Origin of the sequence: Pseudomonas mohnii (assembly GCF_900105115.1) — a bacterium.
Classification (GTDB): Bacteria; Pseudomonadota; Gammaproteobacteria; order Pseudomonadales; family Pseudomonadaceae; genus Aquipseudomonas; species Aquipseudomonas mohnii.
In genome coordinates, this window is the sequence record NZ_FNRV01000001.1 from 3,175,944 (window position 1) to 3,191,458 (window position 15,515).

Genomic DNA, 15,515 nt, shown 5'->3' on the forward strand with positions numbered 1-15,515 from the left:
GATTAAGGAGGTGATCCAGCCGCAGGTTCCCCTACGGCTACCTTGTTACGACTTCACCCCAGTCATGAATCACACCGTGGTAACCGTCCTCCCGAAGGTTAGACTAGCTACTTCTGGTGCAACCCACTCCCATGGTGTGACGGGCGGTGTGTACAAGGCCCGGGAACGTATTCACCGCGACATTCTGATTCGCGATTACTAGCGATTCCGACTTCACGCAGTCGAGTTGCAGACTGCGATCCGGACTACGATCGGTTTTGTGGGATTAGCTCCACCTCGCGGCTTGGCAACCCTCTGTACCGACCATTGTAGCACGTGTGTAGCCCAGGCCGTAAGGGCCATGATGACTTGACGTCATCCCCACCTTCCTCCGGTTTGTCACCGGCAGTCTCCTTAGAGTGCCCACCATTACGTGCTGGTAACTAAGGACAAGGGTTGCGCTCGTTACGGGACTTAACCCAACATCTCACGACACGAGCTGACGACAGCCATGCAGCACCTGTCTCAATGTTCCCGAAGGCACCAATCCATCTCTGGAAAGTTCATTGGATGTCAAGGCCTGGTAAGGTTCTTCGCGTTGCTTCGAATTAAACCACATGCTCCACCGCTTGTGCGGGCCCCCGTCAATTCATTTGAGTTTTAACCTTGCGGCCGTACTCCCCAGGCGGTCAACTTAATGCGTTAGCTGCGCCACTAAGAGCTCAAGGCTCCCAACGGCTAGTTGACATCGTTTACGGCGTGGACTACCAGGGTATCTAATCCTGTTTGCTCCCCACGCTTTCGCACCTCAGTGTCAGTATCAGTCCAGGTGGTCGCCTTCGCCACTGGTGTTCCTTCCTATATCTACGCATTTCACCGCTACACAGGAAATTCCACCACCCTCTACCATACTCTAGCTTGTCAGTTTTGAATGCAGTTCCCAGGTTGAGCCCGGGGCTTTCACATCCAACTTAACAAACCACCTACGCGCGCTTTACGCCCAGTAATTCCGATTAACGCTTGCACCCTCTGTATTACCGCGGCTGCTGGCACAGAGTTAGCCGGTGCTTATTCTGTCGGTAACGTCAAAACAGCAAAGTATTAATTTACTGCCCTTCCTCCCAACTTAAAGTGCTTTACAATCCGAAGACCTTCTTCACACACGCGGCATGGCTGGATCAGGCTTTCGCCCATTGTCCAATATTCCCCACTGCTGCCTCCCGTAGGAGTCTGGACCGTGTCTCAGTTCCAGTGTGACTGATCATCCTCTCAGACCAGTTACGGATCGTCGCCTTGGTGAGCCATTACCTCACCAACTAGCTAATCCGACCTAGGCTCATCTGATAGCGCAAGGCCCGAAGGTCCCCTGCTTTCTCCCGTAGGACGTATGCGGTATTAGCGTCCCTTTCGAGACGTTGTCCCCCACTACCAGGCAGATTCCTAGGCATTACTCACCCGTCCGCCGCTGAATCAGAGAGCAAGCTCTCTTCATCCGCTCGACTTGCATGTGTTAGGCCTGCCGCCAGCGTTCAATCTGAGCCATGATCAAACTCTTCAGTTCAAACATCTTTGGGTTTTGAGAAAACCCTAAACTTGGCTCAGCAATCGTTGGTTACATCTTTGATTTCTCGCGGAGTAACTTGTGATGCTGATAATCTGTTGACTAGCAGTCTGACCCCACAAGCACCCACACGAATTGCTTGATTCAGTTGTTAAAGAGCGGTTGGTTAAGATCTTTCATCTCAACCGAGGCGCGCATTCTACAGCAGCCTCATTTGCTGTCAAGTGATTATTTTCAGAAGTTTTCAAGGATTCCTTAACAACTTCAACCACTTGCGCCTTCGATCTCTCGTCAGCGGGAGGCGAATTATACAGCGTTACTCGCTGCTGTCAACACCTCTTTTTCAACTTCCTTTCGACTTCGATGACCTGAAGCAACCCACTGCCGAAAACCGCGTAACTCATTGTTTATCAAGGAGTTTTCCGTTTCGACTGCGCCGGAAGTGGGGCGAATTATAGGCTTCCAGAATCTGCCGTCAACCACTGATTTGGGTTTTCTATCAATTACTTACGAAAGGCAGGAAAACAGCCGCCCCCCCATGCAAAGGAGGAGCAAACCATCCCTCTATATAGAAGAAGCCCCTAGAGCACTCCGGACTTTTTAAACGACGCCACCACATCCGCGCCCAGCCCCAACACCCGCTGCAGAACCTCCGACGTATGCTCTCCCAGCAGCGGAGGCGCATAACGGTATTCCACGGGCGTCTCGGACAACCGGATAGGGCTTGCCACTTGCGGCACCATCCCGGCCAACGCATGCGGCAACTCAATCGACAACCCTCGCGCCTTGACCTGAGGATCCGCAAACATCTGCGCAAGATCGTTGATAGGCCCGCACGGCACTCCCGCCTGCTCCAGCTGTGCCACCCATTCAGCGGTGGTCTTGAACACCGTCGCCTGACGAATCAGCGGGATGAGCACTGCACGGTTAGCCACCCGCAGCTTATTGGTAACGAACCGCGGATCGTCTGCCCATTGTGGCTGACCCGCCACCTCGGCAAATTTTCGGAACTGTCCGTCGTTCCCTACTGTAAGAATGAAGTCGCCATCCGCCGTAGGAAAATCCTGATAAGGCACGATGTTCGGATGAGCATTGCCCAGGCGTTTGGGTGCATTGCCGGTAGTCAGGTAGTTCATCGCCTGGTTGGCCAGGCAGGCCACCTGAACATCCAGTAACGCCATATCAATATGCTGACCGCCACCGCCCTGACCCCGATGCGCAAGCGCCGCCAGGATCGCCACCGTCGAATAAAGCCCGGTCAAAATATCCGTCAACGCGACGCCGACCTTGACCGGCCCCGCACCTTCTTCACCTTCAGGTCGCCCCGTCAGACTCATGAGCCCGCCAAGCCCCTGGATCATGAAGTCATAACCCGCACGCTTGGCATAAGGACCGGTCTGACCAAACCCGGTGATCGAGCAATAAATCAGGTCTGGATTGATCGCCTTCAGCGACGCGTAGTCCAGCCCATAGGCGGCCAGTCCACCGACCTTGAAGTTCTCGATCAGGATGTCCGATTTAGCCGCCAGCTCACGCACCAGCTTCTGCCCCTCCGGACGCGTGAAGTCGATGGTGACCGACTGCTTGTTGCGATTGGCCGACAAATAATAGGCGGCCTCGCTGGTGTTCTCGCCATCAGCGTCTTTAAGGAACGGCGGGCCCCAGGCACGCGTGTCATCGCCATTGCCCGGACGCTCGACCTTGATCACATCAGCGCCAAGGTCCGCAAGAATCTGTCCGGCCCACGGCCCGGCCAGCACCCGCGATAAATCCAGAACCCGTAGATGCGAAAGCGCGCCCATGGCCGTTCTCCTATTAATAGAACGCCTGGATGCCGGTTTGCGCACGACCAAGGATCAGCGCGTGGACGTCATGCGTACCTTCATAGGTATTCACCACTTCCAGATTGACCAGATGGCGAGCGACGCCAAACTCATCGGAGATGCCATTGCCGCCGAGCATATCGCGAGCCATGCGAGCGATGTCCAAAGACTTGCCGCAGGAGTTGCGCTTCATCATCGAAGTGATTTCGACCGCCGCAGTGCCTTCGTCTTTCATGCGACCCAGACGCAGGCAGCCTTGCAGCGCCATGGTGATTTCGGTCTGCATGTCAGCCAGCTTCTTCTGAATCAGTTGAGTGGCGGCCAATGGGCGACCGAACTGCTGACGATCCAGTGTGTATTGGCGAGCGGTGTGCCAGCAGAACTCGGCAGCACCCAGTGCACCCCAGGCAATCCCGTAACGAGCCGAGTTGAGGCAAGTAAAAGGACCCTTAAGGCCACGGATATCGGGGAAGATGTTCTCTTCCGGAACAAATACGTTGTCCATGACGATTTCACCGGTGATCGACGCACGCAGGCCGACCTTGCCGTGAATGGCCGGAGCGCTCAGGCCTTTCCAGCCTTTCTCCAGAACGAAACCGCGGATATCACCCGCATCGTCTTTGCCCCAAACGACAAACACGTCAGCGATTGGGCTGTTGGTAATCCACATTTTGTTACCGGTCAGGCTGTAGCCACCTTCCACTTTGCGCGCACGAGTAATCATCGCGCCTGGGTCGGAACCATGGTTGGGTTCGGTCAGACCAAAGCAGCCGATCCATTCACCCGAGGCCAGTTTCGGCAAGTACTTCTGCTTCTGCGCTTCAGTACCAAATTCATTGATTGGCACCATCACCAGAGAGGACTGCACACTCATCATCGAACGATAGCCGGAGTCGACACGCTCGACTTCACGGGCAATCAGGCCATAGCTGACATAGTTGAGGCCGCTGCCACCGTACTGTTCAGGGATGGTCGCGCCCAGCAGGCCCACTTCACCCATCTCGCGGAAGATCGCCGGATCGGTCTTTTCATGACGGAAAGCTTCGAGAACGCGCGGCGCGAGGCTCTGCTGAGCGAACTGCGCAGCGGTGTCGCGGATCATGCGCTCTTCTTCAGTGAGCTGTTGATCCAGCAGCAAGGGATCGATCCAGTTGAAGCTAGCTTTACCGGCCATGAGTATGTCCTCTCGAAACAGGTCTAATAACGTGGACTGATGCTAGGCCGGGTTCGACCTCCCGACAAACGAGGATTTTGCATACTGTTGTGCTAATTTCTCACTCCGAAACGTCGCGAAACCCATTTAATGCAATGAATTAGTGAGGTTGGCGTACATGCGCAGAAAAATACCCAGTACAACCGCCCTGATCAGTTTCGAAGCGGCAGCGCGCAACGAGAGCTTTACCAAGGCAGCACAGGAGCTTTCGCTGACACAGGGCGCCATTTGCCGCCAGATTGCCAGCCTCGAAGACTTCCTCGGCGTAGAGCTGTTCCGACGCTCGCGACGCGGAGTCAAACTGACCGAAGCCGGACTTTCTTACAGCCGCCGAGTCGCCACTCAACTGGACGCGGTGGAGCGCGACACCTTGTCCGTGATGGGACAGCAGGGTGCCAACGTGATCGAGTTGGCCGTGGTGCCGACCTTCGGCACCCAATGGCTGCTACCTCGATTGAAGGACTTCCAGAAAAAGCACCCGGAAGTGACGGTCAACCTGACTAACCGCACACGCCCCTTCCTGTTTGCCGACACCGACTTTGATGCCGCGATTTACTTTGGTGACGCGGACTGGTCGGGTACAGAATCCCACCGCCTGATGGGCGAGCATCCGCTCCCGGTATGTAGCCCCGCCCTACTGGGAAACAAGACCGTTCTGACAGCCGATGAAATCGCGGAACTGCCCCTCCTGCAGCAGACCACTCGCCCCTATGCCTGGCGGCAGTGGTTCGACTCCCAGCACCTGAATGTCCCTCGCGACATGACAGGGCCACGCTACGAGCTATTCTCCATGCTGGCTCAGGCAGCCATGCACGACATGGGAATTGCCCTGATTCCGCCATTCCTGATTCAGCGCGAACTGACCGAGAAACGCCTGGTGATCGCCAACCCTCAAGCCCTCTCGAGCATCAAGGCTTATTACCTGATGATTCCTGAACGAAAGGTCGAATCTGCGTCATTACGGGCTTTTCGAGATTGGTTGGTGAATCAAGCACACAGCTACAGCCTAGAGAAATGAAGGCTCATAGGCATTTGCTGACCCCGTAGTCAGCAAAATGAAAACCCTACAGATATAAGTATTTGTCGCATTTTCGCAGACTGTAGACAAAGGTAGTACAGACGTCCTACAAGCGCCTGAAGACGTGGCTTTGAGCTTCTATCTGAAAGCAATGCCGCATCATTCATATGGCCGATGCATAAATTGCTGAAAATCCGCCAAACTCCTTGCAAGGCACGGGTTATAAGGGATTGAGCCGATTAGTTGCGACATTCGGTCACGGGGTGACTTGTAGTTAATTTTCCGTCACCCGTCATAATCCCTTGAAGGGCACAAAGTTCGCCTGCAAAATGCCGCGCCCCGCCCTGATTTGGCGGGATCGTGCTGATCAGCCGCCCCAGTCGCACCATCCGTAGTGCATGGGTTTACTCAATAAGATCACGCAGGAGATTTGACGTGCACATTGGTGTTCCTCTCGAAACCCAGACGGGTGAAACACGGGTTGCTGCAACCCCGGAAACCATCAAGAAGCTGATCGGCCAGGGTCATAAGGTCACTGTACAAAGCGGCGCCGGCATTAACGCCAGTGTTGTCGACAGTGCTTATGAAGCGGCAGGCGCGATCATTGGCAGCGCCAACGATGCGTTTGGTGCGGAGCTGATTCTTAAGGTGGTCGCGCCCAGCGACAGCGAGCTGGCGCTGATCAAGCGCGGCACCGTTGTGGTGGGCATGCTCAACCCGTTCAGCAATGAAACCATCGCCAAAATGGCCGAGTGCGGCATGACCGCGTTCGCGCTGGAGGCCGCACCGCGTACCTCCCGCGCCCAAAGCCTGGATGTGCTGTCCTCGCAAGCCAACATTGCCGGCTATAAAGCCGTGCTGCTGGCCGCTCATTACTATCCGCGCTTCATGCCGATGCTGATGACGGCTGCAGGTACCGTGAAAGCGGCGCGCGTGCTGATTCTCGGCGCCGGCGTGGCCGGGCTGCAGGCGATCGCCACGGCGAAACGTCTGGGTGCCGTGATCGAAGCGTCTGACGTGCGCCCCGCGGTAAAAGAGCAGATCGAATCCCTCGGCGCCAAGTTCGTCGACGTGCCCTACGAGACCGACGAAGAGCGTGAATGCGCCGTCGGTGTCGGCGGTTACGCGCGGCCCATGCCGGGCAGCTGGATGCAGCGCCAGGCGGTGGCCGTGCACGAGCGCGCCAAACAAGCTGACATTGTCATCACCACCGCGCTGATTCCGGGCCGCAAGGCGCCGACGCTGTTGAGCGCCGAAACCGTGGCACAGATGAAACCGGGCTCGGTGGTCATCGACCTTGCCGCCGCGCAGGGCGGCAACTGCCCGCTGACCGTGGCCGATCAGGTGGTCGTCGAAAATGGCGTGACCATTGTCGGTCCGACCAACCTCGCCGGTGCGGTCGCGGCAGATGCTTCAGCGCTGTATGCCCGCAACTTGCTGGACTTCCTGAAACTGGTCTTCACCAAGGAAGGCCAGTTCGAGATCAACCTCGAAGACGACATCGTCGCCGCGTGCCTGATGTGCCGCGACGGCCAAGTCATCCGCAAAAACGCCTAAGCAGGGATTCAGACGATGGAAGAGCTTATCTCCCCCGGTATCTACAACCTGATCATCTTCGTGCTGGCGATTTATGTCGGTTATCACGTGGTCTGGAACGTTACACCTGCGCTGCACACGCCTTTGATGGCCGTGACCAACGCCATTTCGGCGATCGTGATCGTCGGCGCCATGCTGGCAGCGGCTTTGACCGTGACGCCACTGGGCAAGACCATGGGCACCCTCGCGGTCGCGCTGGCGGCGGTCAACGTGTTCGGTGGCTTCCTGGTCACCCGCCGCATGCTTGAGATGTTCAAGAAAAAAGCCCCGAAAGCCGTAAAAGAAGAGGCGCCGAAGTAATGAGCATGAACCTCGTAACGACGCTCTACCTGATCGCGTCGATCTGCTTCATCCAGGCCCTCAAAGGCCTGTCGCACCCCACCACGTCGCGTCGCGGCAACCTGTTCGGCATGCTCGGCATGGCGCTGGCGATCCTCACCACCGTCGGCCTCATCTATAAGCTGGGCGCGCTCTCTTTTGGACAAGGCGGGGCGACAGCCGGCATTGGTTACGTGATTGTCGGCCTGCTGATCGGCGGCACGGCCGGTTCGATCATGGCCAAGCGCGTTGAAATGACCAAGATGCCGGAACTGGTCGCGTTCATGCACAGCATGATCGGTCTGGCCGCGGTGTTCATCGCCATTGCCGCCGTCGTCGAGCCGCAGTCCCTGGGCATCGTCAAGCACCTGGGTGATTCGATTCCGGCGGGTAACCGTCTGGAACTGTTCCTCGGCGCGGCCATCGGTGCCATCACGTTCTCCGGTTCGGTGATCGCGTTCGGCAAACTGTCCGGCAAGTACAAGTTCCGCCTGTTCCAGGGCGCACCGGTACAGTTCGCCGGCCAGCACAAACTGAACCTGCTGTTGGGCCTGGCCACACTGGCGCTGGGCGTGACCTTCATGCTGACCGGCAACCTCAGCGCCTTCGCCTTGATGCTGGCCCTGGCGTTCGTCATGGGCGTGCTGATCATCATCCCGATCGGTGGCGCCGACATGCCGGTGGTGGTGTCGATGCTCAACAGCTACTCCGGCTGGGCGGCGGCGGGTATCGGCTTCTCGCTGAACAACTCGATGCTGATCATTGCCGGCTCCCTGGTGGGCTCGTCCGGTGCGATCCTCTCGTACATCATGTGCAAGGCGATGAACCGCTCCTTCTTTAATGTGTTGCTCGGCGGTTTCGGCAACACAGCCGACGCAGGCCCGGCAGGCGCCCAGGAAGCCCGTCCGGTGAAATCCGGCTCGGCTGACGACGCGACCTTCCTGCTGACCAACGCCGACACCGTGATCATCGTTCCGGGCTACGGCCTGGCGGTGGCCCGCGCCCAGCATGCGCTGAAGGAACTGACCGAGAAGCTGACCCACCGTGGCGTGACCGTGAAGTACGCGATCCACCCGGTGGCAGGGCGGATGCCTGGCCATATGAACGTATTGCTGGCCGAGGCCGAGGTGCCTTACGACCAGGTGTTCGAGATGGAAGACATCAACTCCGAGTTCGGTCAGGCCGACGTGGTCCTGGTGTTGGGCGCCAACGACGTGGTCAACCCGGCCGCGAAGAACGATCCGAAATCGCCGATTGCCGGCATGCCGATCCTCGAAGCGTTCAAGGCCAAGACCATCATCGTCAACAAACGCTCGATGGCCAGCGGCTATGCCGGCCTGGACAACGAACTGTTCTACCTGGACAAGACCATGATGGTGTTCGGCGACGCCAAGAAGGTCATCGAGGACATGGTGAAGGCTGTCGAGTAATTCTCGCTGGCACCGCAAACGCCCCGACTTGTCGGGGCGTTTTTATTGGTGAAGACCGTCGGACAAACCGCCGCTTTGTTACCGATTCAGTAACAGTGTTTTGTTTAAAACATCAGGAATGGACGGCCCTTTTGCGACCTTGGTAGCGGGACGTGAACCTTCAAAATTCACTAGACTGCACATCCTGCTACCCGTTTCCCGAGATAACAATCCATGTACCGTGACCGTATTCGCCTGCCTTCGTTGTTGGATAAAGTGATGAGCGCCGCCGACGCCGCCGCTCTGATTCAGGACGGCATGACCGTCGGCATGAGTGGCTTCACCCGCGCCGGCGAAGCCAAAGCCGTACCCCACGCATTGGCCGAACGGGCCAAGGTCACGCCGCTGAAGATCAGCCTGATGACCGGCGCCAGCCTGGGCAACGACCTCGACAAACAGCTCACCGAAGCCGGCGTACTGGCGCGGCGCATGCCGTTTCAGGTGGACAGCACCCTGCGCAAGGCGATCAACGCCGGCGAAGTGATGTTCATTGACCAACACCTCTCGGAAACCGTCGAACAGCTGCGCAACCAGCAACTGAAGCTGCCGGACATCGCCGTGATCGAGGCGGTGGCGATCACTGAACAAGGGCATATCGTGCCGACCACCTCGGTGGGCAACTCGGCCAGCTTCGCGATTTTCGCCAAACACGTGATCGTCGAGATCAACATGGCGCACAACTCGAATCTCGAAGGCCTGCACGACATTTATATCCCGACTTATCGTCCGACCCGCACGCCGATTCCGCTGGTCAAGGTCGACGATCGCATTGGCAGCACCGCCATCCCGATCCCGCCGGAAAAAATCGTCGCGATCGTGATCACCAACCAACCCGACTCGCCATCCACCGTGCTGGCGCCGGACGCTGAAACCCAGGCCATCGCCGACCACCTGATCAGCTTCTTCAAGCAGGAAGTCGACGCCGGGCGCATGACCAACAAGCTCGGCCCGCTGCAGGCCGGCATCGGCACCATCGCCAACTCGGTGATGTGTGGCCTGATCGACTCGCCCTTCGAAGACCTGACGATGTACTCCGAAGTGCTGCAGGATTCGACGTTCGACCTGATCGATGCCGGCAAACTGAGCTTTGCTTCGGGCAGCTCGATCACCTTGTCGAGCCGTCGCAACGCCGATGTGTTCGGCAATCTGGAACGCTACAAGGACAAACTGGTGCTGCGCCCCCAGGAGATCTCCAACCACCCGGAAGTGGTGCGTCGACTCGGCATCATCGGTATCAACACCGCGCTCGAATTCGACATCTACGGCAACGTCAACTCCACCCACGTCTGCGGCACGCGGATGATGAACGGCATTGGCGGCTCGGGCGATTTCGCGCGCAACGCGCATCTTGCCATCTTCGTGACCAAGTCGATTGCCAAGGGCGGAGCCATTTCCAGCGTGGTGCCGATGGTCAGCCACGTTGACCACACCGAGCATGACGTCGACATTCTCGTCACCGAAGTCGGCCTGGCGGACTTGCGCGGCCTGGCGCCTCGGGAGCGAGCTCGCGTGATCATCGATAACTGTGTGCATCCGGACTATCGCGAAGCGCTCAATAACTACTTCTCGGCCGCTTGCGCCCTTGGCGGCCATACGCCACACATCCTGCGTGATGCCCTGAGCTGGCACATCAACCTGGAAGAAACCGGGAAAATGCTCCTGGCGTAACGGGTACAGATAGCCGCTGACGCAAACACAGTTTCGTCAGCGGGCTACCTTCAAGCACTATCCCTTCAAAAACTGTACTGCTGTACCGGTCATTTCCTACCGAATCGGCCTACACCCCCGCTCAAAATCCGCAAAATCGCGCCATAATGGTGCAGACAAGTACAGTTGCCTCAATTTCGACCAGTACACCCCCCTTAAACAGTTAACTGAGCCCTCACAATACAGGTGAACTGTATCTACAGAGACTAGGCAAACGAGAGGATCATGGGCACCAGTTAAACCACTACCTAATGCCGCCACAAGCGGAAGGATGACCACCATGGAACGTACAATCAGTTCCGATATGTTTCTCGAAAACACTGCTGCAAAAACCCAGGCTTCCATGCCTCTGCGCGTTATCGCCAACCTGATGCTGTGGCAGCGCCGCATCTCCAGCCGCCATCAACTGGCTCGTCTGGATTCGCGTCTGCTGGCCGATGCCGGGATCAGCGAAGCACAACGCTACGAAGAGCTGAGCAAGCCGTTCTGGCGCTAAGTTAGCGTCGCTGGCTCTGACCTGTAGGGTCCACCGCCAGCAACCCGAATTGAAAAAACAAAACCCGTCGTGGGAAACCACGACGGGTTTTGTCGTTTAGGTTCACTAAATATGGCCACACAGTAGAGGTAGCGCCAGACAGGTACAGTTAAGTAAAAACCAGAACTGAACCAGTACAATTTAGGCGCATTGTGTCTGTCATGGAAATAGCCTCGGTATCACGATAGGGCCTCTATTCAGCACAAGGGACTGCGCCATGAATCACTTGGTAGATGCGCCTGCTTCCACGCTTCAATCAAACCCACGTTCACACTGGTTTCGCAGACTCTTGAGAGGGCTCTGCAACAGCCTTGAAAGGGCAAGAACCCGGCGAATACTCGGCCAACTCGATGATCGGCAACTCTCGGACATGGGCATCAGCCATGCCGATCGTGTCAGCGAACTGGACAAACCGTTCTGGCGCTAATGCTCCACTCGAACAGACAACACTGTGCTAATTGCCACGCGCAGGCCTAATATCAAACCAGAACGTGGCGAACGCCGAATGCCTGGCGTCTGACTATTCAGGCACCGCGCCCTCTTTCAATCGATTTACCCAAAGGAGTTACACCATGTCCCGTCTTCGTCTGCTCAGCGCTGCAGCCCTGCTTGCCGTGGCTGCCAATTCCCACGCCAGCAGCTTCATCGTGACCACCGATGCGGTCGTCAACGCGCTCAAGGCCACATCCGATGCGACCACCGATGTCGTCTCGTCGTCGTTCAAGGATAACAAGATCGTCCTCGCTGCCCGTGACGACGCGGCGAGCTTTGTTGCCACTGAAGGCGCGATCCGCGGCGTAAAACTGGAAAGTGCACTCGACTACATTCGTAATCAGGCGCCACAACTGAATGCAACCGACGCGCAACTGGCGCAAGCGATTCTGACCATCTAAGCGGCTGGCCTGGAGCGGGACACGCCAGTCGTGTCCCCATGTTGCGATGCTGGCTCTAGACCGGTGCTTGCGCTAGCCTTGGGACTCACCTTCAACTGTCGAGTCTCATGCGCTTTCATTCAAATCTGTTGATCTCTACGGTGTTTTTCGCGGCCATCCACTCGGGTTCGGCCCACGCTTTCGATGCCTTCAACCTCTCTACACAAGGCACTGTCGCCAGCGGTTACGCCACAAGCATGGTGACCTCGGCGCCCTTCGACCATAAACTGCTGCTCGCCGCCCGGGATGACGCTGCAGCATTCATCGCCAGTGACGGCCAACTGAGAGGCGCACAGCTGGAATCGGCCCTGAATTACCTGCGCCGGACCCAGCCAAAACTTCAAGCCAGCGACCTTGAACTGGCACAAGCAATTCTCGTCCAATAGCTATCCCAAGTTTCTCCGGAGTCGTTCCATGCGTAACCCGCTGATTGCCGCCACCCTTGGCCTGCTGCTGCTCGCCGACGTGGCCCAGGCCCATACCCTGGTTGCCACCAGTAACATGCTGATTCGTGCCACCCAGCGCACACTTGATTTCACATCCGATACCACCACCTCCATCCGGGATTCGAAAATCGTCCGCGATGCCCAGGACGATGCCGCGAGTTTCGTTGCCAGCAACGGCGACATTCGTGGTGCACACCTGGAAGCAGCCCTGGGAATGTTGCGCACCCGCGTACCGGAGGTCCGTGACGCCAGTGATCAGGTTCTCGCCGAAGCCATTCTCGCGCTGTGAGGTTTCCAGCTGCCTGGCTGTGGGCCGGGGCGTTGTTGCTGTTCGGCAACACAGCCCATGCCGGCCTTGAATTACATCTCAAGAGCGACGGTCTGAGTCCCGCCCAACAGCAAGCCAGCCAAGCCTTGCTCGATGAAGCCATGCAGGCTCTGCCGCCGCGCTTCATCGAGCAACTCGACCGGCGCATCGACGTCGGCTGGACCGACGACATGCCCAGCAACGCCTACGGCCAGGCGTCGCTGGTGTCGGAACTCGACCTGAATCGCAACTTGCTGGCCAGCCTCACCGACGGCAGCGCCGCAAGCAAAAAGACCTATCGCCCCCATGGCACCGTGCGCCGCGAGATGCTGGCGACGGTGCTGCACGAACTGACTCACATCTATGACCGTTCACGCCTGTGGTCGAAGTCGGAGCGCCAACTGATTCAGCGCTGCACCCGGCGCCAAAACAGCTCGGGGCTGATCGGTATCCCGGACGAATGCCGCGGTCAGTCCGATCGCCGCTTTACCCTCAGCGATGACCCACGCCTGCTCGACCTCGCCGGATGGCAGCAATACGTCGGCCGTCGTGGCGAACGCGAACAGCACAACCGTCAGATCGCTCGCAGTCCGGATATTTACGAGACCAGCAGCCCCAAGGAGTTCGTCGCGGTCAACATGGAGTATTTCCTCCTTGACCCGAGCTATGCCTGTCGCCGCCCAGCGCTGTACCGCTACTACAAGGAGCACTTCGGCTGGGCACCCAATGCCAAGGGTGCTTGCGGCAAAACCTTCGCCTTCCTGAATGCCGGTAACGATTTCGCCAAAACTCCCCTGGGGCAGGTCGATCCGGAGCGGGTTTACGCTGTCGACTATCTGCTGGCGGAGGCCAACCAGAACTGGGTCAGCCGCTGGGGTCATAGCATGTTGCGGCTGGTGATCTGTGCACCAGGCCGACCGCGTGGGCCGGATTGTCGACTGGACCTGGACCAGCATCTGGTACTGTCCTACCGCGCCTTCGTCGGCGATGTTCAGCTGTCGAGTTGGGATGGCTTGGTCGGTAAATACCCGTCGCGCCTGTTTGTTCTGCCGTTGGCCCAAGTGATCGACGAATACACCAAGACTGAATTGCGCAGCCTGGCCTCGGTACCCCTGAACCTGTCGCGCCGCGAGATTGAAGATGTCGTGGAACGCGCCGCCGAAATGCACTGGAGCTACGACGGCAACTACTTCTTCCTGTCAAACAACTGCGCGGTGGAGGAGTTGAAGTTACTGCGTGGCGGCACCAACAATCCCAAGTTGGTCGCTCTGGACAACATCATGCCAAACGGTCTGCTGGAAGTGCTCAAAGGTCGCGGACTGGCGGATACCAGCGTACTCGACGACCCTCGTGAAGCCCTGCGCCTGGGCTATCGCTTTGACTCTTTCCGCGATCGTTATCAAGCCATGTTCGAAGTGTTGAAAAAACACTTGCCGGTCAAGCAGGAAACCGTAGAGGACTGGCTGGACTTGAAAGCCGAAGAGCGCCGCAAATGGTTCGAACAGGCTGATTTGCGTACGAGCGCCGCGTTGCTCCTGCTGGAACAAGCCAGCTTTCGCCGCCAGTTGCTGTTGGCCCAGGACGAGGTCAAACAGCGCTATCTGGGCGCCAGAGAATTGAAAAACGGTGGAATGGACAAGGCGAACGAGACACTGAGGCAGATTCTCGATAACAGCGGCTTTCTAAGCCGACCGGCAGAATTGCTCGGCACCGGCGGATATGGCTTGCCACAGCCCAGTGAATCGCAACATCTGGAATCGGAAAGCAGCCAGCGACAGAAACAACTGCTGGCACTGTCCGGCGATCTGGATAAGGAAGTCAGAGCGCTGCTTGAACCGAGCCGTGCAGCCGAAATGGCGGCCAATGAAGCCAACGTGAAACAAATCGGAGAGCACCTGCGCAAGTTGCACAAGGCAGCGGGCGGCCTGGAGTTACCTTAAGACCAGAACCTGTAGGAGCGAGGTTGCTCGCGGTGAGGCCGGCACATCCAGCATAGAGACTGGCTGGCCTGCCGCCATCGCGAGCAAGCTCGCTCTAACAAGGGTCAGGACGTTCGCCCATCAGCCTACAAACCTGTCAGTACAGAACCCCCTGCAATACCTCATAGACAATCCCCGTTCCTACAGCGATCAGCACAACATCCGCACCCGCCCGGCGCCATTCGTAACCGGGGTAATACGGCAAGTGGTTCAACGCCCGATTATCCAGGCGCTCGCCGTAATAACCTCGGGGCAGCGGCCGCCCACGCACCACAATGACACCCGGTGGCGGCGGTGCACCCCGTACGAAGTAACCGTGATTGTCGTGAATTGTCTGGCGCACCGGTCCGAAGTCCCGTGGTGGTGGACCGCCACGAGGGTTGTCATGGTCGCGATGATCATCGCCATGATAGTCACCACGGTTATCGTAATGACCGCGATCGTCGTGTTGATCTGCCATGGCCGGCAACAACGGAGTGGCACTGAGCATCAGAACGCCCAGGCTGGCAATCAGACGCTTCGACATTTTCATCAGGTTTTTCCTCACGACACACGCAACAAAAAGGGCTTCAGAACGAGGTTCTGAAGCCCTGGGTCTTGCTCATTAGTCTGTGCCGGAGGGCGCTAATTCC

The 15,515-nt window shown here is 57.7% G+C and carries 14 protein-coding genes and 1 rRNA gene; 11 read left to right on the plus strand and 4 right to left on the minus strand.

The window, feature by feature from the left end:
* Nucleotides 1-3 precede the first annotated feature (3 nt).
* From BLV61_RS14645 to BLV61_RS14660, 3 genes are all read right to left on the minus strand, one after another.
* A 16S ribosomal RNA gene (locus BLV61_RS14645) occupies nucleotides 4-1,540 on the minus strand.
* Nucleotides 1,541-2,121: 581 nt separating this feature from the next.
* Nucleotides 2,122-3,342 carry a CaiB/BaiF CoA transferase family protein gene (locus BLV61_RS14655; protein ID WP_090466043.1) on the minus strand — a complete coding sequence of 407 codons (1,221 nt, stop codon included), beginning with the start codon at nucleotides 3,340-3,342 and terminating at the stop codon, nucleotides 2,122-2,124.
* A 13-nt stretch (nucleotides 3,343-3,355) separates the two neighbouring features.
* A complete protein-coding gene (locus BLV61_RS14660; protein ID WP_047535952.1) occupies nucleotides 3,356-4,537 on the minus strand; it encodes an acyl-CoA dehydrogenase in 1,182 nt (393 codons plus the stop codon).
* A 157-nt stretch (nucleotides 4,538-4,694) separates the two neighbouring features.
* Between BLV61_RS14660 and BLV61_RS14665 the strand changes: the two genes are divergently transcribed.
* The 11 genes from BLV61_RS14665 (at nucleotide 4,695) to BLV61_RS14715 (ending at nucleotide 14,844) form a co-directional block, all read left to right on the plus strand.
* Nucleotides 4,695-5,594: a LysR family transcriptional regulator gene (locus BLV61_RS14665; RefSeq protein ID WP_047535949.1), complete on the plus strand. Its 900-nt coding sequence runs from the start codon at nucleotides 4,695-4,697 to the stop codon at nucleotides 5,592-5,594.
* A gap of 435 nt (nucleotides 5,595-6,029) precedes the next feature.
* Complete coding sequence (locus BLV61_RS14670; RefSeq protein WP_047535946.1) at nucleotides 6,030-7,151, plus strand: Re/Si-specific NAD(P)(+) transhydrogenase subunit alpha; 1,122 nt, start codon at nucleotides 6,030-6,032, stop codon at nucleotides 7,149-7,151.
* 15 nt (nucleotides 7,152-7,166) lie between these two features.
* The gene (locus BLV61_RS14675; protein WP_003187010.1) at nucleotides 7,167-7,490 is read left to right on the plus strand and encodes an NAD(P) transhydrogenase subunit alpha part 2; all 324 of its coding nucleotides are present in this window, start codon (nucleotides 7,167-7,169) and stop codon (nucleotides 7,488-7,490) included.
* Nucleotides 7,490-8,938 carry an NAD(P)(+) transhydrogenase (Re/Si-specific) subunit beta gene (locus tag BLV61_RS14680; RefSeq protein ID WP_047535943.1) on the plus strand — a complete coding sequence of 483 codons (1,449 nt, stop codon included), beginning with the start codon at nucleotides 7,490-7,492 and terminating at the stop codon, nucleotides 8,936-8,938. Before BLV61_RS14675 ends, BLV61_RS14680 begins: the two co-directional genes overlap by 1 nt.
* Before the next feature lie 213 nt (nucleotides 8,939-9,151).
* Nucleotides 9,152-10,645 (plus strand): acetyl-CoA hydrolase/transferase family protein, encoded by a 1,494-nt coding sequence (locus tag BLV61_RS14685; RefSeq protein WP_047535941.1) that lies wholly within the window; start codon nucleotides 9,152-9,154, stop codon nucleotides 10,643-10,645.
* Between the two features lie 319 nt (nucleotides 10,646-10,964).
* Entirely contained in the window at nucleotides 10,965-11,180 is a 216-nt protein-coding gene (locus BLV61_RS14690; RefSeq protein ID WP_047535938.1) for a DUF1127 domain-containing protein, read from the plus strand.
* 256 nt (nucleotides 11,181-11,436) lie between these two features.
* A complete protein-coding gene (locus BLV61_RS14695) occupies nucleotides 11,437-11,646 on the plus strand; it encodes a DUF1127 domain-containing protein (protein WP_090466046.1) in 210 nt (69 codons plus the stop codon).
* A gap of 145 nt (nucleotides 11,647-11,791) precedes the next feature.
* Nucleotides 11,792-12,112 (plus strand): DUF2388 domain-containing protein, encoded by a 321-nt coding sequence (locus BLV61_RS14700; protein WP_090466048.1) that lies wholly within the window; start codon nucleotides 11,792-11,794, stop codon nucleotides 12,110-12,112.
* Nucleotides 12,113-12,219: 107 nt separating this feature from the next.
* Complete coding sequence (locus tag BLV61_RS14705; RefSeq protein WP_090466051.1) at nucleotides 12,220-12,537, plus strand: DUF2388 domain-containing protein; 318 nt, start codon at nucleotides 12,220-12,222, stop codon at nucleotides 12,535-12,537.
* A 28-nt stretch (nucleotides 12,538-12,565) separates the two neighbouring features.
* Nucleotides 12,566-12,886 (plus strand): DUF2388 domain-containing protein, encoded by a 321-nt coding sequence (locus tag BLV61_RS14710; RefSeq protein ID WP_090466054.1) that lies wholly within the window; start codon nucleotides 12,566-12,568, stop codon nucleotides 12,884-12,886.
* The gene (locus tag BLV61_RS14715) at nucleotides 12,883-14,844 is read left to right on the plus strand and encodes a DUF7844 domain-containing protein (protein WP_090466057.1); all 1,962 of its coding nucleotides are present in this window, start codon (nucleotides 12,883-12,885) and stop codon (nucleotides 14,842-14,844) included. Before BLV61_RS14710 ends, BLV61_RS14715 begins: the two co-directional genes overlap by 4 nt.
* Before the next feature lie 136 nt (nucleotides 14,845-14,980).
* On the opposite strand, the gene BLV61_RS14720 is transcribed toward BLV61_RS14715, so the two are convergent.
* A complete protein-coding gene (locus BLV61_RS14720) occupies nucleotides 14,981-15,415 on the minus strand; it encodes an anti-virulence regulator CigR family protein (RefSeq protein WP_047535926.1) in 435 nt (144 codons plus the stop codon).
* Nucleotides 15,416-15,515 lie beyond the last annotated feature (100 nt).